Genomic DNA, 22,956 nt, shown 5'->3' with positions numbered 1-22,956 from the left:
GGCAGTAAGAGACGCAGGTTTAGCAAGCATCAATTCAGGATCATTCACTGACATCAATGGTGTTGTGTGTTTGTCCACAATCGCCATCTTAATGTGGCTCATTATGATTGGTTCTATTCTCAACCCAATGAAAAGTTGAGGAAAAAGTTCTACGAAAAATTAGTAGAGAAAGACACAGTTGACTTATTCTATAAGAGTCAAAAACGTAAAACTCTAGTCGAAGATTTTACAGAACTACTTGCAGAGTACGGCTACATAATGAAAAGAAACAAAGGGAAGTTTGAGTCTTTATTCAAGTATGCAACCAAGCTTAAGAAGCTAGAAAATGGATTGACTGACGTTCGAAAAGAGCGTGGGATTAGAATTAAGTATAATATACGTTCTAACTTTGATCGTCTAGATAAGATGGAAATTAGTCATGACACTTTACTAGAGTATGTGTATAAACTTTGTTCTTCTTATCCTAAAATGATTGACATATTTATTGATAAGTTTCCTTTTATTTTTGTAGATGAATATCAGGATACACACCCGTTTGTAATTAAAACCTTAAGCTTGATATCCACGAGAGCGAAAGAAAGAGACAGACCTTTGTGCATTGGATACTTTGGAGATACGTTACAAAGCATATACCAAGATGGTGTAGGATCTAAGATAGATTCAATTCATTCTGGACTAATTAAAGTAGAGAAGAAACAAAATAGAAGGTCATACGCTGAGATAATAGATGTTTTTGACAGGTTTAGAAATGATGGCTTATCTCAAAAGTCGATATATGAAGATAGTAATGGAGGAATGTTCAAATATTACTCATCTAAAATAGAAGGTGATGAATCTCAGCATATAGATAATCTTGTTTCTAAGATAAAGAAAGATTTTGGTTTGACGGGAACTGCCAATGTATCTTGTCTTGTCTTGAAGAATGATACTATATCAGATATTTGTGGCTTTCCCCAGTTTTACAGAAAAATGAAGTCTGCATTTTTTTATAGCGATGCTCCAAGATTAATTATTAACAAGGACTTAAGTAAACTTAATGAAGCTGTTAAGGAAATATATAACTTGATCGAGTTTGTATGTATTATAAATAGGGATGGGTTACATCTTTCTGATATTTTACCTAATAACATTGGCCGCATCAGTTTTTCTGAAGTAAATAAATATTATGACGAACTTAAGAGTTTAAATGCAGATCCTGAGCTTTCATTAAGGGAAAACCTTTCTTCTATTTTAGGAAAGGAAGGCGGGTACGGTAGGTTATTTATCGGGTATCTATCCGAAGTAATTTCTTGTGTTGATTCAGATTATACTGTAGATGGTATCATCGGAGGTATAAGTGATTTACTAGAAAAATCTTCATCTAAAGATGCTGAATCAGCGGCCAATATCATTAATGATCTATTTGACATCAATTTAAAAGAGTTTAAGAATTGGTTTACTTATCTTAAATCAAACGTTGAAAACGAAGATATTTATCTGACATGCCATAATTCAAAAGGTTTGGAATTTGAGACTGTAATTGTTTTCCTTTCTGACTCATTTAACAATAAAACTGATTATTTATCTGCTTTTTTTGATGATACAGAAAATGACGAATACACAGAACGAAGAAATTTGTTGTATGTTTCGTTATCTAGAGCTATCAAGAATATGGCAGTTGTTTTTACTCATGAGGAAATTGAACCAAGTACAAACGTCAATAAGTATTTTGGAGCTGCTCAGCATATCTAATTGCCCCATAAGCAGCCAGTAATAACTGGCTGCTTTTCAATGGAAGTTCTATTTCAAGTTTCGGCCAATCAGATAGTTCTTAAAGAAGTTCACATTTAGGATTTTTCCTGTAGCTTGTGTTATTAGCTAATCAGTAGTTAGTAAGCTGCCTTTGCTCCAACTGTACTTTGACGGCCAATTGGAAGTTGGTGTTAAACCATTCTTCTCGAATGGCTCGATCTACATCTACAGGTTTCTTCATAACAGCCTTACACTGCGCGGCATACATAGCACCCAACGTGTAGCTAGGGAAATCCCCGAAACTCTCATTACACCAGTGTTTAGCATACAGCCATCACGATGGTCGTGAGTGACTTTGCGCTTATAACCGTCTGGGAGTCACATCTTGTTTTTGCCTGTCGTTGAGTTAATCTGCTTTTGGCTAAACTTGCAAAGTCAATGAAACGTTTCTGTCCAAAACCTTCACGGCTGGCGCTTCTAACGCAGACGTGTCCTAACTATTCTTAAAAGCGGCTCGTTACAGCCGCTTTTATCTAGGTTTAGAAACTTTGTTAGTTATAGTTAGTTGACTCAGTAGCTATGATTTTTAGAACTTCCGCTGCAATCCGTACAGCCTTTATGCCAGCAGGTATATCGAGCTTATCTGAATACTGCACCCATACTTCACCATCTTTCGCGATGCGTATCATTGCAAAAGTATCGTTGAGATATGATTTGCTGACACCTAGTTGTTCATGAATGTCTTCCATACTAAAGTTCCTTCCTAGCCTAGATTTATTGCAATAGAGTACGGTGTATTACGGCGGTCAATACTGAGTTGCATTTTGTTTTCAGCTAGAAACTGCATAAGAAATATAAGCTTATCTTCCCGCTCTATTTCTTGGGTATCAACCTCGTATCCAAGAGCTTCCTTCACTGAGTAGAAGGACTCAACACTTGAGTAAATTTGATCAATAAACAACGGATAATCGAAGATCGTTTTAGAAGAGTCCCGCAGCAAAGCTGATCTGAGTCTATATACTGCTCTAATCTGTTCAATTGATATCCCACAAGTTAACAGATTGAAGAAGTCATAGTTATTTGTAAAATCAGCATGTTCAATGGATTCTAGAATCGCTTTAAGCTCAAAGTTTGCTAATTTACGCATACTTCACCTCTATAACTGGGAAAGCATTCACTGCTTCGTGCAACTGCTGAATTTTTGCTTCTTTCCCATAACGACCATAAGTGATGTTGGGATGAGCATGACCAACGATCTCAGCCACTATGTGCTCAGGCGTATCAGCAATCTTTAACTCATCGACAAAGGTATGCCTGAAGGAGTATGCCGTTGGTCGCGCATTCGGCTTCATTCCAATTGCTGTTTGCAGCTTCCCTAAGTTAGTGCGATATCGAAATGACCAATCTTTGTTGTCTCCATGCGGCTTGTAATCAAAAAGCTGTTTTTGCTTTTGCTCTTGGCGTCCTTGCACATACTCAAGAAACCCTTCGTTTATCAATTGATTGTGCAAGGGGACAATACGCAAAGCATTGGAAGTTTTTAGCCGTTGATCCGCTTCGGAGTCTGAAATAGTAATGCATGGGACACCTTCAATTATTTGAATGTCACTGGTCGTTAACTGGCAAACTTCGGAAGGGCGGCAACCGTGGTATAGCTGTATCTTGGTTGTCCAATTAAATTGTGCGTCTTTTTTACGATATTCGGAACTAGAAAATAACTTTTTAAGCTCTTTTAACTGCCAGCGATCACGCTGCTGTGATGCTTTAGCTACACGATTTTTCGGCGCTTTAATCGCTTTGAAGACATTTTTCTCAATGAGTTCAATTCGTTCACAGTAATCAAAGAACTGCTTATTTGCTGCGATGTATTCCTTCACTGTTTTGCAACTTAATCCCCTTTCAATCAAATGATCTCTGTAGGTGCTGGCAGCTTTGGCAGATAAACTGACGTTTTGCTTGGTTAGATAATCCAAGAAATTGGTACAACGCTGACTCAACTGCGTAAGAGTCAATGGTGTGACTTGCTCCAGACGTTTGCTATGAATAAAGTTATTTAACTCTGTGGTGAGTTCTTGTTTGCCAACCATACTGTTGTTTACAATTATTTCAGGAGCAGGAGCAGGAGCAGGAGCAGGAGCAGGAGCAGACAGTGCTCGGGTCTCAATACTCATTGAGGTACATTTTGATTGTGGGTTGTCTACATGCGGAAGATTCGAGCAGAACTGTTGGCGAATCTCTGCCACCTTTGTATATAAGCTAATCTTAAAATCTGTATAAGGGATATTTTCTGCTAAAGCTTGTTCATGTAGCGTGTGAATCGCGCTAACAAGCTGAGCATTTCGTTTGGTAGCTAATCGACGATATTTAGTGAAAAGAGAGAGGCGAATCTCTCGTGGATAACCCAGAGAAGTTTGCAGAATAGCTGGAGTGGAAATACGTGTATAAAACACGTTATTGCTCAATTTAATCAAATACATATGTATCACCTATTTGTATTAGGTGACATTTGATCGTCTTAAAACGAGAAAAGCCCTTGATAAATCAAGGGCTTGAATGTGGCGGAGAGATAGGGATTTGAACCCTAGATACGCTATTAACGTATGCCGGTTTTCAAGACCGGTGCTTTCAACCACTCAGCCATCTCTCCGTTGCGGAACGTATAATAGGGAGCATAGTCCGAATTGTAAAGTGCTGAATTATAATAGAAGTACTGTTTGCTCGTTTTATAGTCGCTGATGTAATGTTAAACAGTTTGAAAATGGGGTAAAAAAGAGACAAATAGTAGCGATTTATAGAGTTTTTACTTTATCTTGGCGCAAGTCAATAAAATGGTGTTTTATTGTTATCTTTATGATATTCAAGAAATAACTTGCTTTTAGGGTACAGGTGTTCGCCCGAAAGTATTTGCAAGACTTTGTGAACTAATTCAAAATTAACTGGTATAGCCAGTTGTGCTTAAATTTTTTAAGGGTGTTTATGAAGGTCACAAATCTATTTAAAGACAAAGTTGATGCGATTTCTGCTCATCAATCCGAGTTTATGAATTGGATGTCTCCAACGTTACGCGATTATTGGAGTGACTTTTTGGGAAAAGCTCAGAATAGCTTTCTTTTCTCAAAAGTTCGTGATCACCAACAGCCAGCTGTTAACGAAGAGGTTGCGCCTCAACCTGCACCAATCGTAATGGCACCTGAGGCTCAAAAGCTGTATGACGAGTTAAGTGAAAAAATTGGTGAAGTGATTCACACTGGTGACTGGGTGCATGTATCTCAAGAACGTATCAATCAATTTGGTGTGGTAACGGAAGACATGCAGTGGATTCACACAGATCCAGAACGTGCGTCAGTTGAATCTCCATTTAAGACAACCATCGCTCATGGCTTTTTAACATTAGCATTGTTGCCTAAATTGACTGACTCAGTGGACCCTGATAAGCCAATGTTCCCAACAGCCAAAATGGTCGTTAACTTAGGCTTAAACCAAGTTCGTTTCCCTTACCCTGTTAAAGCAGGAAACAATGTTCGTGCTGTCAGCACGTTAACAAAAGTAACGCCGATCAAAAAAGGTTTGGAGATCGAGCGTGAAATTAAAGTGGAAATCGAAGGTATTCGTCGACCTGGTGCTGTTGTCGTTTCTGTTATTCAACTGCATTTCTAATTCCAGAGCCAGATAGAAAACATATAAAAAGAGAGCATCAATATGCTCTCTTTTTGGTTTTATTGATTAAAGCTTTTTACTGGAGTGTAACCGTAATCAGCAATCGCTTTTTGTCCTTGTTCTGAACGAAGGAAGGTGACGAATCCTTTACCTGGTTCGCTAATCTTATTGACTTTGTAGAGCACTAGGAATGGCCGCGCCAATTTATACTTGTGATTGCTAATGTTTGCTGAAGTTGGGTCAATACCATCTAATTGAATCGCTTTTATTGAGCGATCTACTGACCCCACAGAAATAAACCCAATTGCACGAGTATTATGGTTCACGATGGTTTTTACCATGCTGTTGCTATTTACAACCAAGTTGTTCGGGCTGATATCTGAGACGAGGCGATCATTTACGATTTTGGTTAGTCCTAGCAGACTTTCAAAACTGTAGCGTGAGCCTGAAGACGCCTCTCTAGTGACAACAGCGATAGATTGATCTGCACCACCAACCTCTTTCCAATTCTTGATTTTACCTTTGTAGATATCAAACAGTTGTTGTTGGGAAAGGTTTTTTACAGAGTTTGTACGGTTTACAACAACAGCTAGGCCATCATAAGCGATAGGATATACGTTGAGATCTTCACCTTTTTCGCTTTCTGTCAGATAGCGAGAGCTCATCCCAATCTCGGCTACGCCTTTATTAACCATTGTAATACCCGCACTAGAACCAATACCTTGAACGGCAATGTAATCGTCCGGGTGTGTTTTGTTGTATTCCTCTGCAAGTACATCCATTACGCGAGCAACCGAGGTTGACCCAGAGATATTAATTTCTTTTGCAATGGCGGGGAGGGAGACTGCTATGGCCAATAACGTCGCCACAGTAAAACGTAACATATTAAACTCCATATACGGTATAAAGCAGCGTTTATGATATTGCGTTCAGGTTACACTTTTGTGAACTGTCGGGTCTAAACAAGGGAATTCTTTCTAACCAAGAGGTGATGTAGGTAGCGTTTCCAAGCAAAGTGAGATGATAATCTGAGTAAATGAGAATATAGCCACCCTTTGTTTGAGGTAGGCAGATAATCACCATCGATGGTGGTGTAAAGGTTATATACTAGGATCGACAGCTCTAACTATCATCCATCGGGAGAACGTTGATGTCAGTGTCCCAAATGGCGACAAGTCGTTTATACAAATCAGTTCAATCGCTCTGCTCTGCGCGTAATGCTAACCTGCCTGTCGAGCAGGGTAAGTGCCTATATGAGCCAGTGGAGAATGGTGTCGAGCTTCATAGAGCGCATTTTCTTCTTGATTCACAGCACAGCGAATATACCTCTCCCGTCGCGAAGATCGTGTTTGATGAGGGCAATCAGCTTTGGTATTTCTACGTCCCAACGTACCGCAACGAATTATTAAGGTGGATACCTTATAAGCCACTTCCATACAGTCAAACGCTCGAAGACCTACTCACCGAGTTGGAAAGCGATCCTCAAGCGTGTTTTTGGGAATAGGGAACGCTCCAACTCTAACAGCTGTCAATGTCACCATGATTTATGCTTTGGATTTAACGACTTGGTTTCTAAAGTCTTTCGGTGTCATGTTGTAAATCGATTTAAATGCTGTACTGAAATGCGCTGCACTTTTAAATCCGGATTCAAACGCTATTTCTGTTATAGATTTTTCTGACATGCGCAGCTGGGTCGCGGCGAAGTTGATCCGCTTCACTTTTAATATCTGTGAAAATGAAAGATCCTCTGCGGCGAGGCGGCGTTTTAAGGTCGCGATAGACAKGCTCATATGAGCCGCTAAGCCTTCCAGAGTGATATCTTTCTCGATATTGTTCTCAATATACTTGATGGCCTTTTGAGAGTCGCTTAGGCTGCTTGCATCATCTATGATTGATAGGATGTTTGGCTCTACCTCCACCATTAACGACAGCAGTGCCATTGCGATATGACCTTGTGTGTAGTCTGGAGCATTGCGACTCGCTAAGTTGACCAATGTGTCTTTTAGTTGTGCTACTTCGCTGCTGGTTTGCGCTGAAAAAGGATAGAAGCGCCTTTCTTCTGTCTTGGAGCGTAGCATTGGGTGGGCTTTTTTAAAGTCACAGAATAGATTTGGGTTGAAGACTAGAGCCAGTGCTTTAAAGCCATCTTCACTAGGAATGGCTTCTGCGCTGCTCAAATCAGAGGAGTTGTAGAGAGTAAAATCTCCAGCTTTAAGTTCAAACTGTTCACCATTTGGTTGATGAACTAATAGGGCACCTTCTTCAACAACATATAAGCCATTATGTGTTGCGGTGTAACGCTCACTTTTGCGCGCAGTGAAGTGATTAAAGCGAATGATCTCAATGTTCGGCATATTCGTTCTTATCATTTTTACATAACAAATAAAAAAGGCGCTCAATAGAGCGCCTTTTAACTTCATTCGGTATTATTCACTTACAGTCTGTTCTGCTTGTGCTGCTGGTTGTTCAGCAAATACCTGGGTTGGCTTTGCAACTAAACTGCGGTTCTCTTGGTTTACGTCCGCAAGGACAATTTCCAATGTATCACCAAGTTTGTATACGACCTCTTTATCGATAGAGATGGTACCGTTGTCGCCATTGCACTCAATTCTTTCTTTATTATCAAGAATTAGTGCACCAGGAATAAAGGCTGCTGCGCCATTTTCGAGAAGTCGGACACGTGCACCAGCACGATTAATATCGAAAATCTCACCTGTGAAACAAGTTTTCTTGTTCGGCTCATCAGCAAGCGTACGTGCATATAACCAATCTGAGACATTTCGCTCAGCAATTTTATGATGTTTACGGTGCAGAGCTAGTTCTTCACCGACTTGATCATCAGGTTTTTGCACGGGCTCTTTGCCTAGGATGACGGCCTTCAACATGCGGTGGTTGATCATATCGCCGTACTTACGAATTGGTGATGTCCAAGTCGCATAGATATCCAGCCCCATAGCGTAATGAGGAAGAGGCTGATTACCTACTTCACTGTAGGCTTGGAACTTACGAATACGATTATCAAGGTAAGAGGTTTCTTGCGCAGCCAACCAGCGACGCAATGCAGCAAAGCCTTCTAGAGTGGTAATTGACTCCGCTGTGAATTCCAGTGCACCTTCTGGATTGACAAGTTGAACCACTTCTTCAATCTTCTCAGTCTTAATGCCAGCGTGAGTATTGAAAACACCTGTTTCAAATTTATCGCGCAGTGTACGACCAGCACAGATGTTTGCGGTAATCATTGACTCTTCAACCAAGCGATTTGCACTGCGGCGCATATCTGCATGGATAGCAACCACATCGTTGTCTTCACTCAGCTCAAAACGGTAGTCAGGACGGTCTGGGAAGACCACTGCGTTTTTCTCACGCCATTCTGCGCGAGCAAGGGAAAAGTCGTAAAGGTCACGAACGATTGTCGCGATCTCTTCAGATGGTTGCCATGCTTCTGAGCTGCCGTTTTCTAGCCAATCAGACACGTGATCGTATGCTAAGCGTGCGTGTGATTTGATGTTTGCTGCAAAGAACTTGATATCGTCGCCAATTACGCCGTCTTTATTTACGGTTACGGTACAGCAAATAGCAGGGCGGATTTCGCCTTCAATCAGAGAGCATAGGTTGTCTGCTAGATCGCGAGGCAGCATTGGAATATTGCGGCCCGGAAGATAAATAGTATAGCCACGCTCACGCGCTACTTTATCCATTTCATCTTCTGGTGTGATGTAGGCAGTTGGATCTGCGATAGCAATTGTCAGTTCGAAATCGCCAGATTCGGTTTTCTTCGCGTACAGCGCATCGTCCATATCTTTGGTTGATTCACCATCGATAGTCACGAAAGGAACGTGTGTCATGTCTACGCGTTCTAGATCGGCGTCGTCTTTTAGTTCCCAGTTCTCGATGCCTGCTGGCTCAGAGTTTGGTAGATCGTTTTGAGCAAGCGTTACCCACCAAGGTGCAATTTTGTCGTTCGCGTCTGTGATTTTTTCAGAAATTTCCACGAAGAAAGAGTTATCGCCTTTTAGAGGGTGGCGAATAAGATGTGCGACAACCCAATCTCCCTCAGCGAACTCGTCAGGTTTTAGACCTTTCTTTAGTTTCGCTTTAAGAGAAAGCTTTTTAAGCTGTGGGTGATCAGGTGCTACGTTTAGCTTGCCTTTGAACATTTTGACTCGACCAATAAAGCGAGTCACGGCTTGTTCTAACAGCTCTTGTGGCTCTGCAACTTCGCGTTCATTTTCTGTGCGGATAATGGCGACGACTTTGTCACCGTGCATGCACTTTTTCATGTACGCAGGTGGGATGAAGAAGCTAGTCTTGCTGTCCACTTCCAAAAAGCCAAAGCCTTTATCTGTGGCTTTTATTGAGCCTTCTTTTTTCGGCAGGTTTTCTTGGATTTGCTGCTTAAGCTGAGCGAGTAGTGGGTTATCTTGAAACATCTTTTCTTAAATTACCTATGGAGTTGGGCACACTATAATCATTGCGAGCTATTATTACTACCTGTGGAGCGCAATTTCGCCGTGAATTTTGCTGATCGAATTGCAGGAAATCGGCTTAAATATTGATGAAAAACTCATCTGCGAGCTGCGCAAATCTACGGGGAATGGTGGGGCTGGTGGAAAAATATGCTAAAAATGCCATTATTGAGAATAAATTGTGATGTAATTCAATTTTTTCTGGCTTTTTTTATGCTTTTAAGGAATAATCCGCCTCCCTTAGTCGTCCCTAATGGCTTATCGCGGTTGTGTACTGTGCTGTGTTCCTGTCTGAATGGAATCAGTAACTGGATGAATCAGTATCGAATTGGAAGAGCATATGGGACTGTTTTTTTGTTTAATTAAGTAGGATCCCAATGCAAGATTCTGTTATTCAATTCAGCGATTTATCTCTGAATGATTCTATCCTTTCTGCTCTAGACGGAATGGGTTTCGTGTCACCAACTCCAATTCAGGCTGCGGCAATCCCACACCTGTTGGAAGGTGCTGACGCGCTGGGTAAAGCTCAAACAGGTACAGGTAAAACGGCAGCGTTCTCTCTGCCTCTTCTAAATAAGATCGATCTCAACCAACGTAAACCACAAGCTATCGTTCTTGCGCCAACGCGTGAGTTAGCGATTCAGGTTGCGGCTGAAATGAAAAACCTTGGTAAGAACATCAAGGGTCTTAAAGTTTTAGAGATTTACGGTGGTGCTTCTATCGTAGATCAGATGCGTGCTCTTAAGAGCGGTGCACAAGTTATTGTTGGTACTCCAGGTCGTGTACAAGACCTTATCAACCGTGAACGTCTACACCTAGATGAAGTAAACACGTTTGTACTAGACGAAGCTGACGAAATGCTAAACATGGGTTTCGTTGATGACGTTACTGCGATCATGGAACACGCACCAGAGTCTGCTCAACGCGTTCTATTCTCTGCAACAATGCCTCCGATGCTTAAGAAAATCGTTGAGCGTTTCCTACGTGAGCCTGTAATGGTTGACGTTGCTGGTAAGAACCACACTGTAGACAAAGTTCAACAGCAGTTCTGGGTAGTGAAGGGTGTAGAGAAAGATGAAGCGATGTCTCGTCTTCTTGAAACAGAAGAAACTGATGCGTCAATCGTCTTCGTACGTACTCGTCAAGACACTGAGCGTCTAGCTGATTGGCTATCTGCACGTGGCTTTAAAGCGGCTGCTCTGCACGGTGACATTCCTCAGTCTCTACGTGAGCGTACTGTTGATCACATCAAACAAGGTGTTATCGACATCCTAGTTGCAACTGACGTTGTGGCACGTGGTCTTGATGTTCCACGTATTACGCACGTATTCAACTACGACATCCCATTCGATGTTGAGTCTTACATCCACCGTATCGGTCGTACTGGCCGTGCTGGACGTAAAGGTAAAGCGATCCTTCTCGTTCGCACTAACCAAATCCGTATGCTTCGCACCATCGAGCGCGTAACTAAGTCATCTATGGAAGAAATTCAACTTCCTCTACGTGACCAAGTTGCTGAAGCTCGTCTAGCTAAGCTAGGCGCTGAGCTTGAAGCAGAGAAAGAGCACAAAGCACTAGACAAATTTGCTGAGCTGGTAGAGAAACTACAAACTTCTCTAGACATCGACCCAGCAACGCTTGCTGCTATGCTTCTTAAGCGCCAGCAAGGTAAACGTCCTCTGTTCTACATTGGCGAAGACCCAATGGTTGAAGCGATTGAGCGTGATAAGCAACGTCGTAAAGAGCGCCGTGAAGGTGGTCGTGACGGCGGTCGTAACTTCAACAACCAAGATTGGGATACTTACCAGCTTCAAGTTGGTCGCGAGCAAGGTGTTCAAGTTAAAGACATCGTTGGTGCTCTAGCGAACGAACTAGGTCTAGGTAAAGGCTCTATCGGTGCGATCAAGCTAGCACAAGGCCACACATTCGTTCAGCTACCAAAAGCAATGACTTCTGAAGCTGCGGGCAAGCTAAGCAAACTACGCATCCGTCAACAAGATGTTGGTGCTGTAGTATGTGACTTCGATGACTTCCGAGAGTCTCGTGGTGGTCGCCGTGACGGTGGTCGTCGCGATGGTGGTCGTCGTGATGGCGGCGGTTACCGTGGCAACCGCGAAGGCGGCAACCGTGGTGGTGATCGTCGTGAAGGCGGTCGTCGCGAAGGTGGCTTCCGTGGTAACCGTGACGGCAACCGCGATGGTAACCGTGAAGGTGGCGAACGTCGCTTCGATCGTAACCGTGGTGGTGATCACCGTGGTAACCACCGTGGTGAGCGTGGTCACGGCCGTGGTCGTCGCACTCAAGAAGCATAATCACGAATCAGTGATTAGAGCAATTGATTAAATTGCCGCAAGAATTGAAAGCCGAGCGAAATGCTCGGCTTTTTTATGCGCGTCGAATACGGCTTTGTTTTTCATCGTGCTCATTTACCCAGGTTATTACTTCGTTTAAGGGTAGGGCTGGACAAAACAAGTAGCCCTGAATGATGTCGCAGCCACGACTGCGTAAAAAATGCAGTGTATCCATGTCTTGAACGCCTTCTGCGACGACTGAATACCCTAGGCCATGCGCTAACGCTATTGTGTTCTCAACGATAGAGCGGGTGCCCTCTGTCCGGCTTGCGGTACAAAGAAATGATCGGTCGATTTTAATTTGATCAACTGGGAGATCTCTCAAAAGCGACAGAGATGAATACCCGGTGCCAAAGTCGTCCAAGCTGATCTTAATACCCAATCCTTTGATTTGGTGAATCAGGGGGTTGAGCTCAACAACTCTATCAATCGCCATCGTTTCAGTAATCTCTAAGCTTATAAGGTCAGCAAATTGAGGGTTTACCTTGAGCAGTGTTTCCAAGCGGTTAAACAATAAATTAGACGAGAGATCTTTAGCAGATAAGTTAACGTGGACAGGAAGCTTGATGTCTTTTTCTATAAAGGTCTGGAGATCTTTTTCAACTTGGTTGAGGACCCACATGGTGATGTTGTGCACTTGATTACTTCGCTCCGCGATGGGGATGAAGTCGTTAGGCGAAATCGTTTTACCATTTTCATCATGCCAACGGATCACGGCTTCAAAGCCGACAGCTAAGTTAGTATGTGCATCAATCAACGGTTGGTAGTATAGCTGGAACTCCTCTTTTTCCAGCGCACATTGAATACGAGAAGAGATTTCGAGTTGGTACTTGGCCCCGACGTTCATGTCCTCATTATAAAATGCAAAGAGATTGCCATTTCGTTTGGCGTGATACATGGCAATGTCCGCATGCTTTATCAATAGATCATTGGACAGAGCGTCATAAGGGTAGGTACTGACACCGAAAACAACGCGGGAAGAGACTTGAAACTCATCTAAATGGAAGCGATTAGACAGTGCCGAATCTAACTCTTCGATGAGACTTTTGCCTGTTTCCTCGCATGCTGACGAGGTGAGGATGACAAACTCATCGCCACCAACGCGGAAAATCTTGTCACTGCCTTTAAGTTTCTCTTGGAGACGTTGCCCAATTTGAATCAGCAGTTGGTCTCCACAAAAGTGTCCCATAGCATCGTTGACTTGTTTAAAGTTAACGACATCGAAAAGGATCACTGAGAAAGGGTCTCCAGACTGTATTCTATCTTCGATTAACTCAAAGCAGTATTTACGGTTAGGGAGTCCAGTAAGTGCGTCGTGAACGGCATTACGCTTCTCTTTTTCAGCAACGGTATGAAGTTCTAGTATGGAGTCGTTGCTCCATTTGATAACCAGCACCACAAAAATGCTGCCACCGAATAAAATGAGAGAAACTCCGGTTTCCAAGAGGGAAGCGATAGGTTTTTGCATTATAGCGTGTAAAAAAGCGGCATATGCAAAAATGAAACAGCTGATTAACAACAATAGGAAAGTCCACCCGGGTACATCAGTTCTCGAGCAGATGTTTTTTGTCATCTGCCATCCCCAGCAGAGCAAAATCAAACCTAAGATCACTAATAGAAATGCAATAGTGGGCACATTATTACCCCGATTTATTGATTGGTTTATTATTTTTGTTCACCCAATAAACAACGTAGCTCATATCTCTGAATTTGTACAAATTGACCTATTCATAAATTATGTTTAACAAGTCATATTTTTTAGTCTTCAAATAAAATCAAAACTTGCTACAGATCAACAAAATTTGTTCAATCAAATCGCTTTTACTAAAAGATTGTTGAAAGATTAAAAAATTATTGAATAATAGAGGGGCAAACAAGAAGTACGCAGCGCACAAGCGCTATTACAACCTCTGCTCTACAACAGGATAACTATTTCATGTCTAATTCGTTTGTACTGGTGATCAACTCTGGTAGCTCTTCATTAAAATTTGCTGTTATTGATTCTGAAACCGGTGAAGCTTTGGTATCAGGTATTGGTGAGTGTTTTGGCCTACCTGAAGCTGAAATCAGTTGGAAATATCAGGGAGAAAAAACCGTTGAAGCAATTCCTGCTGGCGGTAACCATCATCAGTACGCTGTTGAGCGAGTGGTAAAACTACTCGAGACTTTGGGTTTGAGCTCAAAATTTGTAGCTGTAGGCCACCGCATTGTTGCTGGTGGCGAAACCTTTAAAGGCACAGTAAAAGTCGATGAAAAAGTTATTCAAGAAGTTGAGCGTCTTGCTGAGCTAGCGCCACTTCATAACAAAGCGAATGCAGAAGGCATGCGAGCAGCAATGGCAGCATTCCCTTCACTGCCTCAATTCGCTGTGTTTGATACTGCTTTCCACCAAACAATGCCTGCCAAAGCGTTTATGTACGCGCTTCCTTACGAGCTTTACGAAGAGCATAAAGTGCGTCGTTACGGTGCTCACGGCACAAGCCACTACTACGTAAGCCGTGAAGCAGCGAAAATGCTAGATAAGCCGGTTGAAGAAAGCAGCTTTATCACCGTGCACTTAGGTAATGGTGCATCAGTGAGTGCGGTTAAAAATGGCGAATGTGTTGATACAAGTATGGGTTTGACGCCGCTAGCTGGCCTAATGATGGGCACTCGTTGTGGTGACCTCGACCCAAGTGTTATCGAGTTCCTTTTCCGTAAAGGTTGGGAAAAAGACGAAGTGTTCGAGATGATGAACAAGAAGTCAGGCTTCTTAGGTGTATCCGGTGTAACAAGTGACGCACGTGGTGTACTAGAAGCCATGGAAGCGGGTAACTCACGTGCGAAGTTGGCATTTGAAATCTTCACTTACCGTGTTGCGAAATACATTACTTCTTACCTAGCTGCTCTGGATTCATTAGACGGCATCATCTTCACTGGTGGTATTGGTGAAAACTCACTACCAATTCGTCGTGAAATCTTGAAAAACCTAAAACTGCTAGGTTTTGTTGAAGATGAGAAAGGCAACGAAGATGCAAGATTTGGCAATGCAGGTGTTATTGCAACATCTGAGTTGCTCGGTGCGAAAGCACTAGTTATTCCTACCAATGAAGAGTGGGTAATCGCTCAACAGTCGGTGGAACTGCTGTAAAACGGCAAAAATTTTGGGAACTAAGTCAAAGCCCTTTCCTTTATGGAAAGGGCTTTTTTTGATCCAAATACATTCTTTCTCCATACAACTATTCGCATTAATACGGATCTCTAATAGCTGCCAATTGCCTTAATATTGATAAATATATAAACAACTTGGGCGGTGAAGAAATTTCAGTATACTGCGCTTAAGTCATACCAAAGAAAAATAGCCTTATGTCATGTAGGTGTCTCAGCTCGGAGACAGGAATTGCGTTTGAAGAACGATCAAACGAAATCGGATCTTTGCAGGCTATTGGGTATATAAATAATAAACCGTTGACTAGTTCGAAGATTAGTCAAATGAGAGAAAGTCATGTTTTTTAATAAGTCGCTTCAGCAAGAAAACCAACGATTAAAGCAGGATCTGCAACGCTTGCAGCAAATCCAACACAGTTTAGATGAAGAAATGCTTCGCTTAACGCTGGATAAGAAAGGCTGCATTACCTCTGCAAATACAAAACTTCAGCAACAACTCTTTTTCACTGATGCGGATATTTTAGCGAAACCGATTACCGAGTTGGTACCGTCAAATTCGCGTAATACAGAGCACTTTCATCGAATGAAGAGAGCCGTTCAAGACAAAGTATTTTGGAATGGCGCGATGCAAGTACTTAAAGGCAACGGCGAAGAAGCGTGGTTACGAACGGTTATCCAGCCTGTTTTGAACGAACATCAAGAAGTTGAAAGCTTTTTTGTGTTTGCTTCTGAGCTTACGCGAACGATCAAAACATCGCGTGAGCAAGAGGACATGCTGAATGCGTTGAGCCGCTCTATGGCGGTTATTGAGTTCACGTTAGATGGTAATGTATTAAAAGCCAATGATAATTTCCTTAGTACGATGGGTTATACACTGGATCAAATTAAAGGAAAGCATCATCGTATGTTCTGCGATCAGGAAGAGGCTGGTTCTGAAGCTTATCGCGAGTTCTGGCAACGTTTGGCAAAAGGACAGTTTGCTTCAGACCGATTTAAGCGAGTTAACCGTTACGGTGAAGAGGTATGGTTAGAAGCCTCCTATAACCCTATCCATAACGATAGAGGAGAGCTCTACAAGGTAGTCAAGTTCGCGACCGACATCACCCAGCAGGTGATGCAAGAGCAGCAAATGGCTCAGGCTGCGCAATTGGCTAATGAAGTTTCTCAAGAGACCGGAACACAAACACTGCAAGGTCAGCAAGTGATAGGTTCGACGCTAGAAAAGGTGCAAACACTGTCTGACCAGATGCAGCAAGCGAATACGGCCATTGACGAGCTCAAAGCGCACTCATCACGCATTAGTGAACTGGTTAATAGCATCAGTGGTATTGCAGACCAAACTAACTTACTAGCGTTAAATGCGGCGATAGAAGCAGCTCGCGCGGGTGAGCATGGTAGAGGCTTTGCCGTTGTTGCTGACGAGGTCAGACAGCTTGCCACAAGAACCAATGCGACCACTGATGAAATTGTCACAATGGTAACTGAAAACTTAGAGCGAACCGATAATGCTGTCCAACTGATCGCCAAATGTCAAAAAGAAGCACTAGATACGCTAGAACTTTCAGAAAAAGCGGGGAATGTGATGAACGAAATACAAGATGGTGCTAGCCGTGTCGTAGAGGCTGTGGAGCAATTTAACCGCTCATTGTAGTGGGTTTTTCATGCTATCAATGGCTGTTTTCAGTTCCGATATAATCAACTTGTTTACTACTGCTGCTCATCGCCAATAAAGCGCTTTTTTTGGTGATGAGAAAGCTAATTATTTCCCTCCTTAATATTTCGTATTTCTATCTTAACGTGTCGCTATTTTACAACACTGTTAATAAAAAGTAGCGTAATTTAATCTCCTGTTAACTTGGTTACGAATCACAGTTGGGGGAGACCTACTTGGACTTACTAAATTTCACCATAGATAACTTAGCACTGCTAGGTACGCTTACCATGGAGCACATCTCTTTGGTCGCTCTGGCTGTTGGGCTTGCCATCCTAACTGGCGTACCTATCGGCATTCTTATCACACAAAATGAGCGCGTTGCGAAAGTGGTGCTTTACGTAGCGTCCATCATTATCACCATCCCTTCAATAGCACTGTTTGGTTTGATGATTCCTCTCTTATCGACCATTGGTCATGGGATTGGCTACGTGCCCGCCGTGATTACCGTACTGCTTTATTCTCAGCTGCCTATTATTCGCAACACTTATACCGCCATTCACAACGTAGAACCGTCACTCCGAGAGGCAGCTCGCGGCATCGGGATGACGCCTTTTCAGCGTTTGAAAATGGTGGAAATTCCATTGGCGATTCCGGTGATTATGGCGGGTGTGAGAACGGCAGTAGTAATGAATATTGGCGTTATGGCGATCGCCGCGTATATCGGAGCAGGAGGGTTGGGCGTGTTTATCAGTCGTGGCATCTCGCAAAGTGATCCTCGACAACTGATCGTTGGTGCCATCGCCGTCAGCCTTCTGGCTATCATCGCGGATTACGGATTGATTCGACTACAAAAAAGATTAACGCCACCGGGCCTAACCGCTGCTCGATAAAGGATAAATAATAGGGACATTCAAATGATCAAAATTGACAAGCTAACCAAAATTTTTGAAACGCCTAATGGCCCGGTGACTGCCGCAGATCACATTGAGATGGAAGTTCCCAGTGGTGAAATTTGTGTGTTACTTGGCCCATCCGGTTGTGGCAAAACTACCACGCTGAAAATGGTCAACCGAATTATTCCCGCGACATCTGGCAAGATCTATCTTGGCGGTGAAGATACTTCAGGGATGGATACAGTCACTCTGCGCCGCAATATCGGTTATGTTATTCAGCAAATTGGCTTATTTCCCAACATGACGATCGGCGAAAACATCGCGGTGGTTCCCAAGTTATTAGGGTGGGATAAGGCAAGATACATGACGCGTGCAAAAGAGCTATTGGAGATGGTGGCTCTTGATCCTAGCGTCTTCCTTAATCGTTATCCAAATGAGTTGTCTGGCGGACAGCAGCAACGAATTGGTGTTGCCCGAGCGCTAGCTGCGGATCCTCCCGTCATGCTGATGGATGAACCTTTTGGCGCGATTGACCCGATCAACCGTGAAGTAATCCAGGATGAGTTCCTTAAAATGCAGCAAGAGCTCAACAAGACCATCATGTTTGTCAGTCATGACATTGATGAAGCGGTCAAAATGGCCGATAGAATTGCGATTTTCCGTGATGGTCACCTGGTTCAGTACGATACGCCTGACGATTTGCTCGCACACCCGAAAGATGATTTCGTGAAAAACTTTGTCGGAGATGATCGCGCACTTAAACGTCTTCGCTTAGTGACGGCTGAATCCGTCATGCAGACCACTTTTGCGTACGTGAAACCTAACGATACGCTTGCCGACGCTTTAACCAAAATTGACGCGTATGGGTATCGCGACGCCGTGATATTAGTGAATGACCAACACCAACCTATCGGCTATGTGCCAAAAGCTACCGCAATCAATATGAAGGGGTACTGCGGCGAACATTATGTCGGCCTGAAAACAATCGCCCGAACCACGGATGATCTGCGTAAAGTCGCGTCGAAGATGTTCACGCACGACATTGTTTGGATGCCGTGTGTTGACGAGAGTGGCCGCTTAGTGGGCGAAGTCACACAGCGCGGCATTACCCATTATCTAGGCGCAACTTATCAGCGCGATACCTCTCTTAGTGAGCCACAGCCATTGCATCAGGCTAAGGAGGCATCGTGACCAATCAGCTAAAACAAACCTACTATTTCGTTTTATTGGCGTGTGTCTTTGCGTTGGGTATTTATTTACAAGGCGCGGGTACGATCGATGATTTCCTCTACTACCAAGAAGACATGGTTTATTTGACGGTTCAGCACATTGAACTGGTGCTGCTGTCTGGTGGGTTGTCGATCCTAATCGCTATTCCCGTCGGCGTATTGCTCAGCCGTCCTCGTTTTCAGAAAGTCGCAGAATCGGCGATGCAGGTTTTGAATGTGGGGACCACGATTCCTACTTTAGCTATTCTTGCGCTGGCAATGAGCTTTCTTGGCATTGGCACCGTGCCTGCGGTATTTGGGCTGACGATTGCCTCGTTGTTGCCGATTGTCAGAAACACCTACATCGGGCTGAAAGAAGTGCCCGCTCATTTAAAAGAAGCGGCGTCAGGCATTGGTATGACCGAGTTACAAATGTTGTTTCAGGTTGAAATTCCTAATGCGCTGTTCGTCATTTTTGCCGGTATCCGCACGGCGTTAGCTGTCAACGTGGGCACCGTTCCACTGGCCTTCTTAATTGGTGGCGGTGGGTTAGGGGAGCTCATTTTTACCGGTATTGATCTGGATGAACCCATCATGATGCTGGCAGGCGCTATTCCTACAGCGATGCTGGCTATCGCTATCGACAGTGTGGTAGGAGCCGTTTCTTATGTCACTGTACCTAAAGGCTGTAACCCTATTAGAGCTAGACAATAACAATCCTAAAAATTGAACACAGACAGGAGTCAAACATGTTGAAGCAAATTACTCGCCGCTTGCTGGCCGTTGGTGTACTGCTTTCAAGTTTTCACGCATCTGCGGAAATCGTCGTAGGTGGTAAAAACTTTACAGAACAACAGCTTTTAACGGAAATCACGTCTCAATATTTAACCAAAAAAGGCTACGACGTTGATAAACGTTCGGGCATGGGCAGTGCGGTTTTGCGTAAAGCGCAAGAAAACGGCCAGATTGATCTTTATTGGGAATACACGGGCACATCACTGATCATTTACAACAAAGTCAAAGACAAGCTCCCAGCAGAGCAAGTGTATCAACGCGTTAAGGAACTCGATGCGAAGAAAGGTCTAGTTTGGCTTAACCCTTCAAAAGCGAACAACACCTACGCGCTCGCTATGCGCAGTGACGATGCGAAGCAACGTGGCATCTCAACCTTATCCGACTTCGCCGAGCAAATGCGCCAAGACCCGCCAATGACCATTGCTTTGAATGCGGAATTCTATGCACGAAAAGATGGCTTCCGACCTTTACAGAAAACCTACAAATTCAAAGCTTCACGAGACCAAGTGAAACGCATGGATACGGGGTTAACTTATGATGCGCTGAAAGGGAAAGAAGTCGATGCTGCGCTCGTATTCGCAACAGATGGTCGTATCAAAGCATTCGGTTTTACCGTTTTAACGGATGACAAACAGTTTTTCCCTGATTACGCGATCACTCCTGTGGTTCGCCAAGAAACGCTAGATGCGAACCCAGAGCTTGCCGAGCAAATGAACGCGCTTTCTGCGGCGATCGATGGCGATACGATGTCGACTTTGAATCAACAAGTTGATGTGGAGCGACGTTCGATCTCAGAAGTCGCAAGCCAGTTCCTATCTGAGCATAACTTGGGGTAATACCATGACTATCCTGCAAGTCAGTGTGGCCCAAATCAACGCCCAGTTAGGCGATGTGAATGCCAATCTGAATACTCATCAGGATTACATAAAGCAAGCTGCGGCCTTGGGGTCGCAGCTATTGCTATTTCCTGAACTCTCCTTGACCGGATACCAGCTCCAATCTTCTGTGCGTGAAGTTGCCATGAAGCGTGATGATGCTCGGCTTAAAGAGCTTGCGCAACTTGCACCGCACATGTCCGTGATTGTCGGCTTTGTTGAACAGGCTGATCCGGGAGAGTACTACAACGCGATGGCTTGGTTGCTCGGTGGTACGGTGGTTGCTGTGCATCGCAAAATCAATTTACCAACCTATGGTGGGCTTGAAGAGGGCAAGTGGTTTCATTCTGGTGACGCAACCACCAGCGTTTCTCTTGATGATAATTGGCGAGGCTCGGTTTTAATTTGTGCCGATTTATGGAATCCACCTTTGGTTCATTGCGCGCTACTCGATAAGCCTGAAATCTTGCTCGCGCCGATCAATTCGGCCAGCAGTATTGTCAGTAAAGATTTTTCCAATGAAGACAACTGGTTAGTTAACGTTAAATTTTATGCGGTGCTCTACGGAACTCCAGTTTTGATGGCCAACCGTTACGGGCCAGAGGGCGAAGCGTGGTTTTGGGGAGGAAGCTGTATTTTGTCTGCAACGGGTGAGCTATTGGCGCAGGCAGAAGACGGTGAAACCTTGATAACTGCAACCTTGTCATTGGACGATATTGATAAAGCCAGATTCGAGCTGCCTACCATGCGAGACAGCAATACACCATTGATCACAACACTATTGTCGAAGGCAAAACGCTAAAACTGGAGCAGTAGACGATGCAATCTATTCATCGATTTATTCACGAATTAACCTTTGAACAGCTTCCCGCTGACGTTATTGAACAAGCGAAATATTGCGTCTTGGATTTGTTAGGTGTCGCCGCAGCTGGTAAAGCGACGCAGCTGCAAAACATGGTAGCCAAACTCGCGCAGAAGCAGTTTGCCGGTGATACGCCGATGCTGTTTTCTGATCACACGGCTAGTGGTTGTGGGGCAACTCTATATGGCGGCATGTTGATTGACAGTATGGACGCGCACGACGGCCAAGTCCTGACCAAAGGCCATGTTGGCGTCGCTGTTTTGCCGGGGCTGCTCGCCAGTATGCATGAGTCAGCAGTTACGGGAGAAGAGTTATTAACGTCCCTCGTCATTGGTTACGAAATAGCAACTCGCGCCGGAATCGCGCTGCATCAAACCGCTTGTGATTACCATACTTCTGGTGCTTGGAATGCGTTGGGCGTCGCCGCGGTGTCTGCAAGAAGAAAAGAATTAACGGAGGCACAAACAGGGCATGCGCTCGGCATTGCCGAGTTCTATGGCCCGCGCAGTCAAATGATGCGTTGTATTGAACATCCAACCATGCTCAAAGACGGCTCTGGCTGGGGAGCGATGGCGGGCTTTGCCAGTACAGAGCTGGCAGAAGAAGGATTTACTGGCGCGCCAGCCGTGACTCTGCTGGACCAACAAACTCACGCTTTGTGGACAGATTTAGGGCAGCGCTGGTATATTCTGGAGCAATACTTTAAACCGTATCCGGTTTGTCGTTGGGCTCAACCCGCGGTTGAAGCAGTGAGAGCACTGCAACAAGAAAATAAACTAGAACCTGATGAGATTGAACTTATCGAAGTTCACAGCTTTCATCAGGCGGTGTGCCTGCATACCAAGCGCCCAGAGACAACCGAGCAGGCTCAGTACAGTTTGCCATTTTCAGTCGCGAGTGCGGTCATGGATAATACGGTCACGGTAGAAGCCGTCACCAAAGGACTGAAAGATCCTGCTCGCTTGGCAATTACGGAGCGGATGAAGTTAATTGAAGAGCCTGCTTACAATGATAAGTTTCCAGCCGAACGCTGGGCGCATGTCGTGGTGACGTTGAAAAATGGCGACAAACTGACTTCGCCTCCCTGTATTGCGCGAGGTAATCCTGAAAATCCTCTCAGTCGAGACGAGATGCAAGGTAAGTTTCGCACTTTGGCAGAGAAAGAATTGTCCGCTTCGCGCGTGTCAGCGATAGAGGAGGGCTGTTTGCAACTTGATAAAGCCAGTAAAGAGCAGGTACTTGCTTGGCTATCACTGCTTTACCAAGGCACGTTGTCTGATAAGCCGTCTGACACATCACGATGAGATCGAAGAGATC

19 protein-coding genes, 1 tRNA gene and 2 pseudogenes are annotated in these 22,956 nt (G+C 44.0%); 13 read left to right on the top strand and 9 right to left on the bottom strand.

Going from position 1 to position 22,956, the window contains the following annotated elements:
* Positions 1 to 66 precede the first annotated feature (66 nt).
* Entirely contained in the window at positions 67 to 1,731 is a 1,665-nt protein-coding gene (locus R2S67_RS18950; protein ID WP_317346649.1) for a UvrD-helicase domain-containing protein, read from the top strand.
* A 48-nt stretch (positions 1,732 to 1,779) separates the two neighbouring features.
* Here the strand turns inward: R2S67_RS18950 and R2S67_RS18945 are convergent.
* The 5 genes and pseudogenes from R2S67_RS18945 to R2S67_RS18925 all read right to left on the bottom strand — a co-directional run.
* Positions 1,780 to 2,050: pseudogene (locus R2S67_RS18945) on the bottom strand (carboxypeptidase M32); the annotation flags it as partial.
* A 232-nt stretch (positions 2,051 to 2,282) separates the two neighbouring features.
* Complete coding sequence (locus tag R2S67_RS18940; protein WP_025500924.1) at positions 2,283 to 2,480, bottom strand: hypothetical protein; 198 nt, start codon at positions 2,478 to 2,480, stop codon at positions 2,283 to 2,285.
* Positions 2,481 to 2,494: 14 nt separating this feature from the next.
* The gene (locus R2S67_RS18935) at positions 2,495 to 2,878 is read right to left on the bottom strand and encodes a hypothetical protein (RefSeq protein ID WP_025500925.1); all 384 of its coding nucleotides are present in this window, start codon (positions 2,876 to 2,878) and stop codon (positions 2,495 to 2,497) included.
* Positions 2,871 to 4,208 carry a tyrosine-type recombinase/integrase gene (locus R2S67_RS18930; protein ID WP_025500926.1) on the bottom strand — a complete coding sequence of 446 codons (1,338 nt, stop codon included), beginning with the start codon at positions 4,206 to 4,208 and terminating at the stop codon, positions 2,871 to 2,873. The genes R2S67_RS18935 and R2S67_RS18930 overlap by 8 nt, the downstream gene beginning before the upstream one ends.
* Positions 4,209 to 4,287: 79 nt before the next feature.
* Positions 4,288 to 4,378 (bottom strand) — tRNA-Ser (locus tag R2S67_RS18925).
* 329 nt (positions 4,379 to 4,707) lie between these two features.
* Between R2S67_RS18925 and R2S67_RS18920 the strand changes: the two genes are divergently transcribed.
* A complete protein-coding gene (locus R2S67_RS18920; RefSeq protein WP_317346645.1) occupies positions 4,708 to 5,388 on the top strand; it encodes a MaoC family dehydratase in 681 nt (226 codons plus the stop codon).
* A 59-nt stretch (positions 5,389 to 5,447) separates the two neighbouring features.
* On the opposite strand, the gene R2S67_RS18915 is transcribed toward R2S67_RS18920, so the two are convergent.
* Positions 5,448 to 6,272 (bottom strand): phosphate ABC transporter substrate-binding protein, encoded by an 825-nt coding sequence (locus R2S67_RS18915; RefSeq protein WP_256951661.1) that lies wholly within the window; start codon positions 6,270 to 6,272, stop codon positions 5,448 to 5,450.
* A 266-nt stretch (positions 6,273 to 6,538) separates the two neighbouring features.
* Between R2S67_RS18915 and R2S67_RS18910 the strand changes: the two genes are divergently transcribed.
* Positions 6,539 to 6,892 carry a DUF3024 domain-containing protein gene (locus R2S67_RS18910; protein WP_104970115.1) on the top strand — a complete coding sequence of 118 codons (354 nt, stop codon included), beginning with the start codon at positions 6,539 to 6,541 and terminating at the stop codon, positions 6,890 to 6,892.
* Between the two features lie 40 nt (positions 6,893 to 6,932).
* Here the strand turns inward: R2S67_RS18910 and R2S67_RS18905 are convergent, their stop codons facing one another.
* Positions 6,933 to 7,742, bottom strand: a complete 810-nt coding sequence (locus tag R2S67_RS18905; protein ID WP_317346641.1) for an AraC family transcriptional regulator — start codon at positions 7,740 to 7,742, stop codon at positions 6,933 to 6,935.
* A 72-nt stretch (positions 7,743 to 7,814) separates the two neighbouring features.
* Positions 7,815 to 9,818: an exoribonuclease II gene (rnb, locus tag R2S67_RS18900; RefSeq protein ID WP_012842481.1), complete on the bottom strand. Its 2,004-nt coding sequence runs from the start codon at positions 9,816 to 9,818 to the stop codon at positions 7,815 to 7,817.
* Between the two features lie 413 nt (positions 9,819 to 10,231).
* On the opposite strand from rnb, the gene R2S67_RS18895 reads away from it, so the two are divergent.
* On the top strand, positions 10,232 to 12,166 hold the full coding sequence (locus tag R2S67_RS18895) for a DEAD/DEAH box helicase (protein ID WP_012842482.1): 1,935 nt from the start codon (positions 10,232 to 10,234) through the stop codon (positions 12,164 to 12,166).
* 73 nt (positions 12,167 to 12,239) lie between these two features.
* On the opposite strand, the gene R2S67_RS18890 is transcribed toward R2S67_RS18895, so the two are convergent.
* Positions 12,240 to 13,778, bottom strand: a complete 1,539-nt coding sequence (locus tag R2S67_RS18890; protein ID WP_031780182.1) for a putative bifunctional diguanylate cyclase/phosphodiesterase — start codon at positions 13,776 to 13,778, stop codon at positions 12,240 to 12,242.
* A gap of 363 nt (positions 13,779 to 14,141) precedes the next feature.
* On the opposite strand from R2S67_RS18890, the gene R2S67_RS18885 reads away from it, so the two are divergent.
* From R2S67_RS18885 to R2S67_RS18850, 9 genes and pseudogenes are all read left to right on the top strand, one after another.
* Positions 14,142 to 15,335, top strand: a complete 1,194-nt coding sequence (locus R2S67_RS18885; RefSeq protein WP_006742422.1) for an acetate/propionate family kinase — start codon at positions 14,142 to 14,144, stop codon at positions 15,333 to 15,335.
* A gap of 354 nt (positions 15,336 to 15,689) precedes the next feature.
* Positions 15,690 to 16,469, top strand: a pseudogene (locus R2S67_RS22915) (PAS domain-containing protein); the annotation flags it as partial.
* Positions 16,467 to 17,003: a methyl-accepting chemotaxis protein gene (locus tag R2S67_RS22910; RefSeq protein WP_370687804.1), complete on the top strand. Its 537-nt coding sequence runs from the start codon at positions 16,467 to 16,469 to the stop codon at positions 17,001 to 17,003. The pseudogene R2S67_RS22915 and the gene R2S67_RS22910, both read left to right, overlap by 3 nt.
* A 290-nt stretch (positions 17,004 to 17,293) precedes the next feature.
* Positions 17,294 to 17,896, top strand: a complete 603-nt coding sequence (locus R2S67_RS18875) for an ABC transporter permease (protein ID WP_005391019.1) — start codon at positions 17,294 to 17,296, stop codon at positions 17,894 to 17,896.
* A gap of 24 nt (positions 17,897 to 17,920) precedes the next feature.
* Positions 17,921 to 19,090: an ABC transporter ATP-binding protein gene (locus tag R2S67_RS18870; RefSeq protein ID WP_317346638.1), complete on the top strand. Its 1,170-nt coding sequence runs from the start codon at positions 17,921 to 17,923 to the stop codon at positions 19,088 to 19,090.
* Positions 19,087 to 19,821 carry an ABC transporter permease gene (locus R2S67_RS18865; protein WP_317346636.1) on the top strand — a complete coding sequence of 245 codons (735 nt, stop codon included), beginning with the start codon at positions 19,087 to 19,089 and terminating at the stop codon, positions 19,819 to 19,821. The genes R2S67_RS18870 and R2S67_RS18865 overlap by 4 nt, the downstream gene beginning before the upstream one ends.
* 35 nt (positions 19,822 to 19,856) lie before the next feature.
* Positions 19,857 to 20,738 carry a glycine betaine ABC transporter substrate-binding protein gene (locus tag R2S67_RS18860; protein ID WP_046873659.1) on the top strand — a complete coding sequence of 294 codons (882 nt, stop codon included), beginning with the start codon at positions 19,857 to 19,859 and terminating at the stop codon, positions 20,736 to 20,738.
* A 4-nt stretch (positions 20,739 to 20,742) separates the two neighbouring features.
* Complete coding sequence (locus tag R2S67_RS18855; protein ID WP_182035718.1) at positions 20,743 to 21,579, top strand: nitrilase-related carbon-nitrogen hydrolase; 837 nt, start codon at positions 20,743 to 20,745, stop codon at positions 21,577 to 21,579.
* Positions 21,580 to 21,596: 17 nt separating this feature from the next.
* On the top strand, positions 21,597 to 22,943 hold the full coding sequence (locus tag R2S67_RS18850) for an MmgE/PrpD family protein (protein ID WP_317346631.1): 1,347 nt from the start codon (positions 21,597 to 21,599) through the stop codon (positions 22,941 to 22,943).
* Positions 22,944 to 22,956 lie beyond the last annotated feature (13 nt).

This window comes from Vibrio sp. T13N, from assembly GCF_032970445.1.
In the GTDB taxonomy this organism is placed as follows: domain Bacteria; phylum Pseudomonadota; class Gammaproteobacteria; order Enterobacterales; family Vibrionaceae; genus Vibrio; species Vibrio diabolicus.
This window is presented reverse-complemented; position numbering and strand designations above follow the sequence as displayed.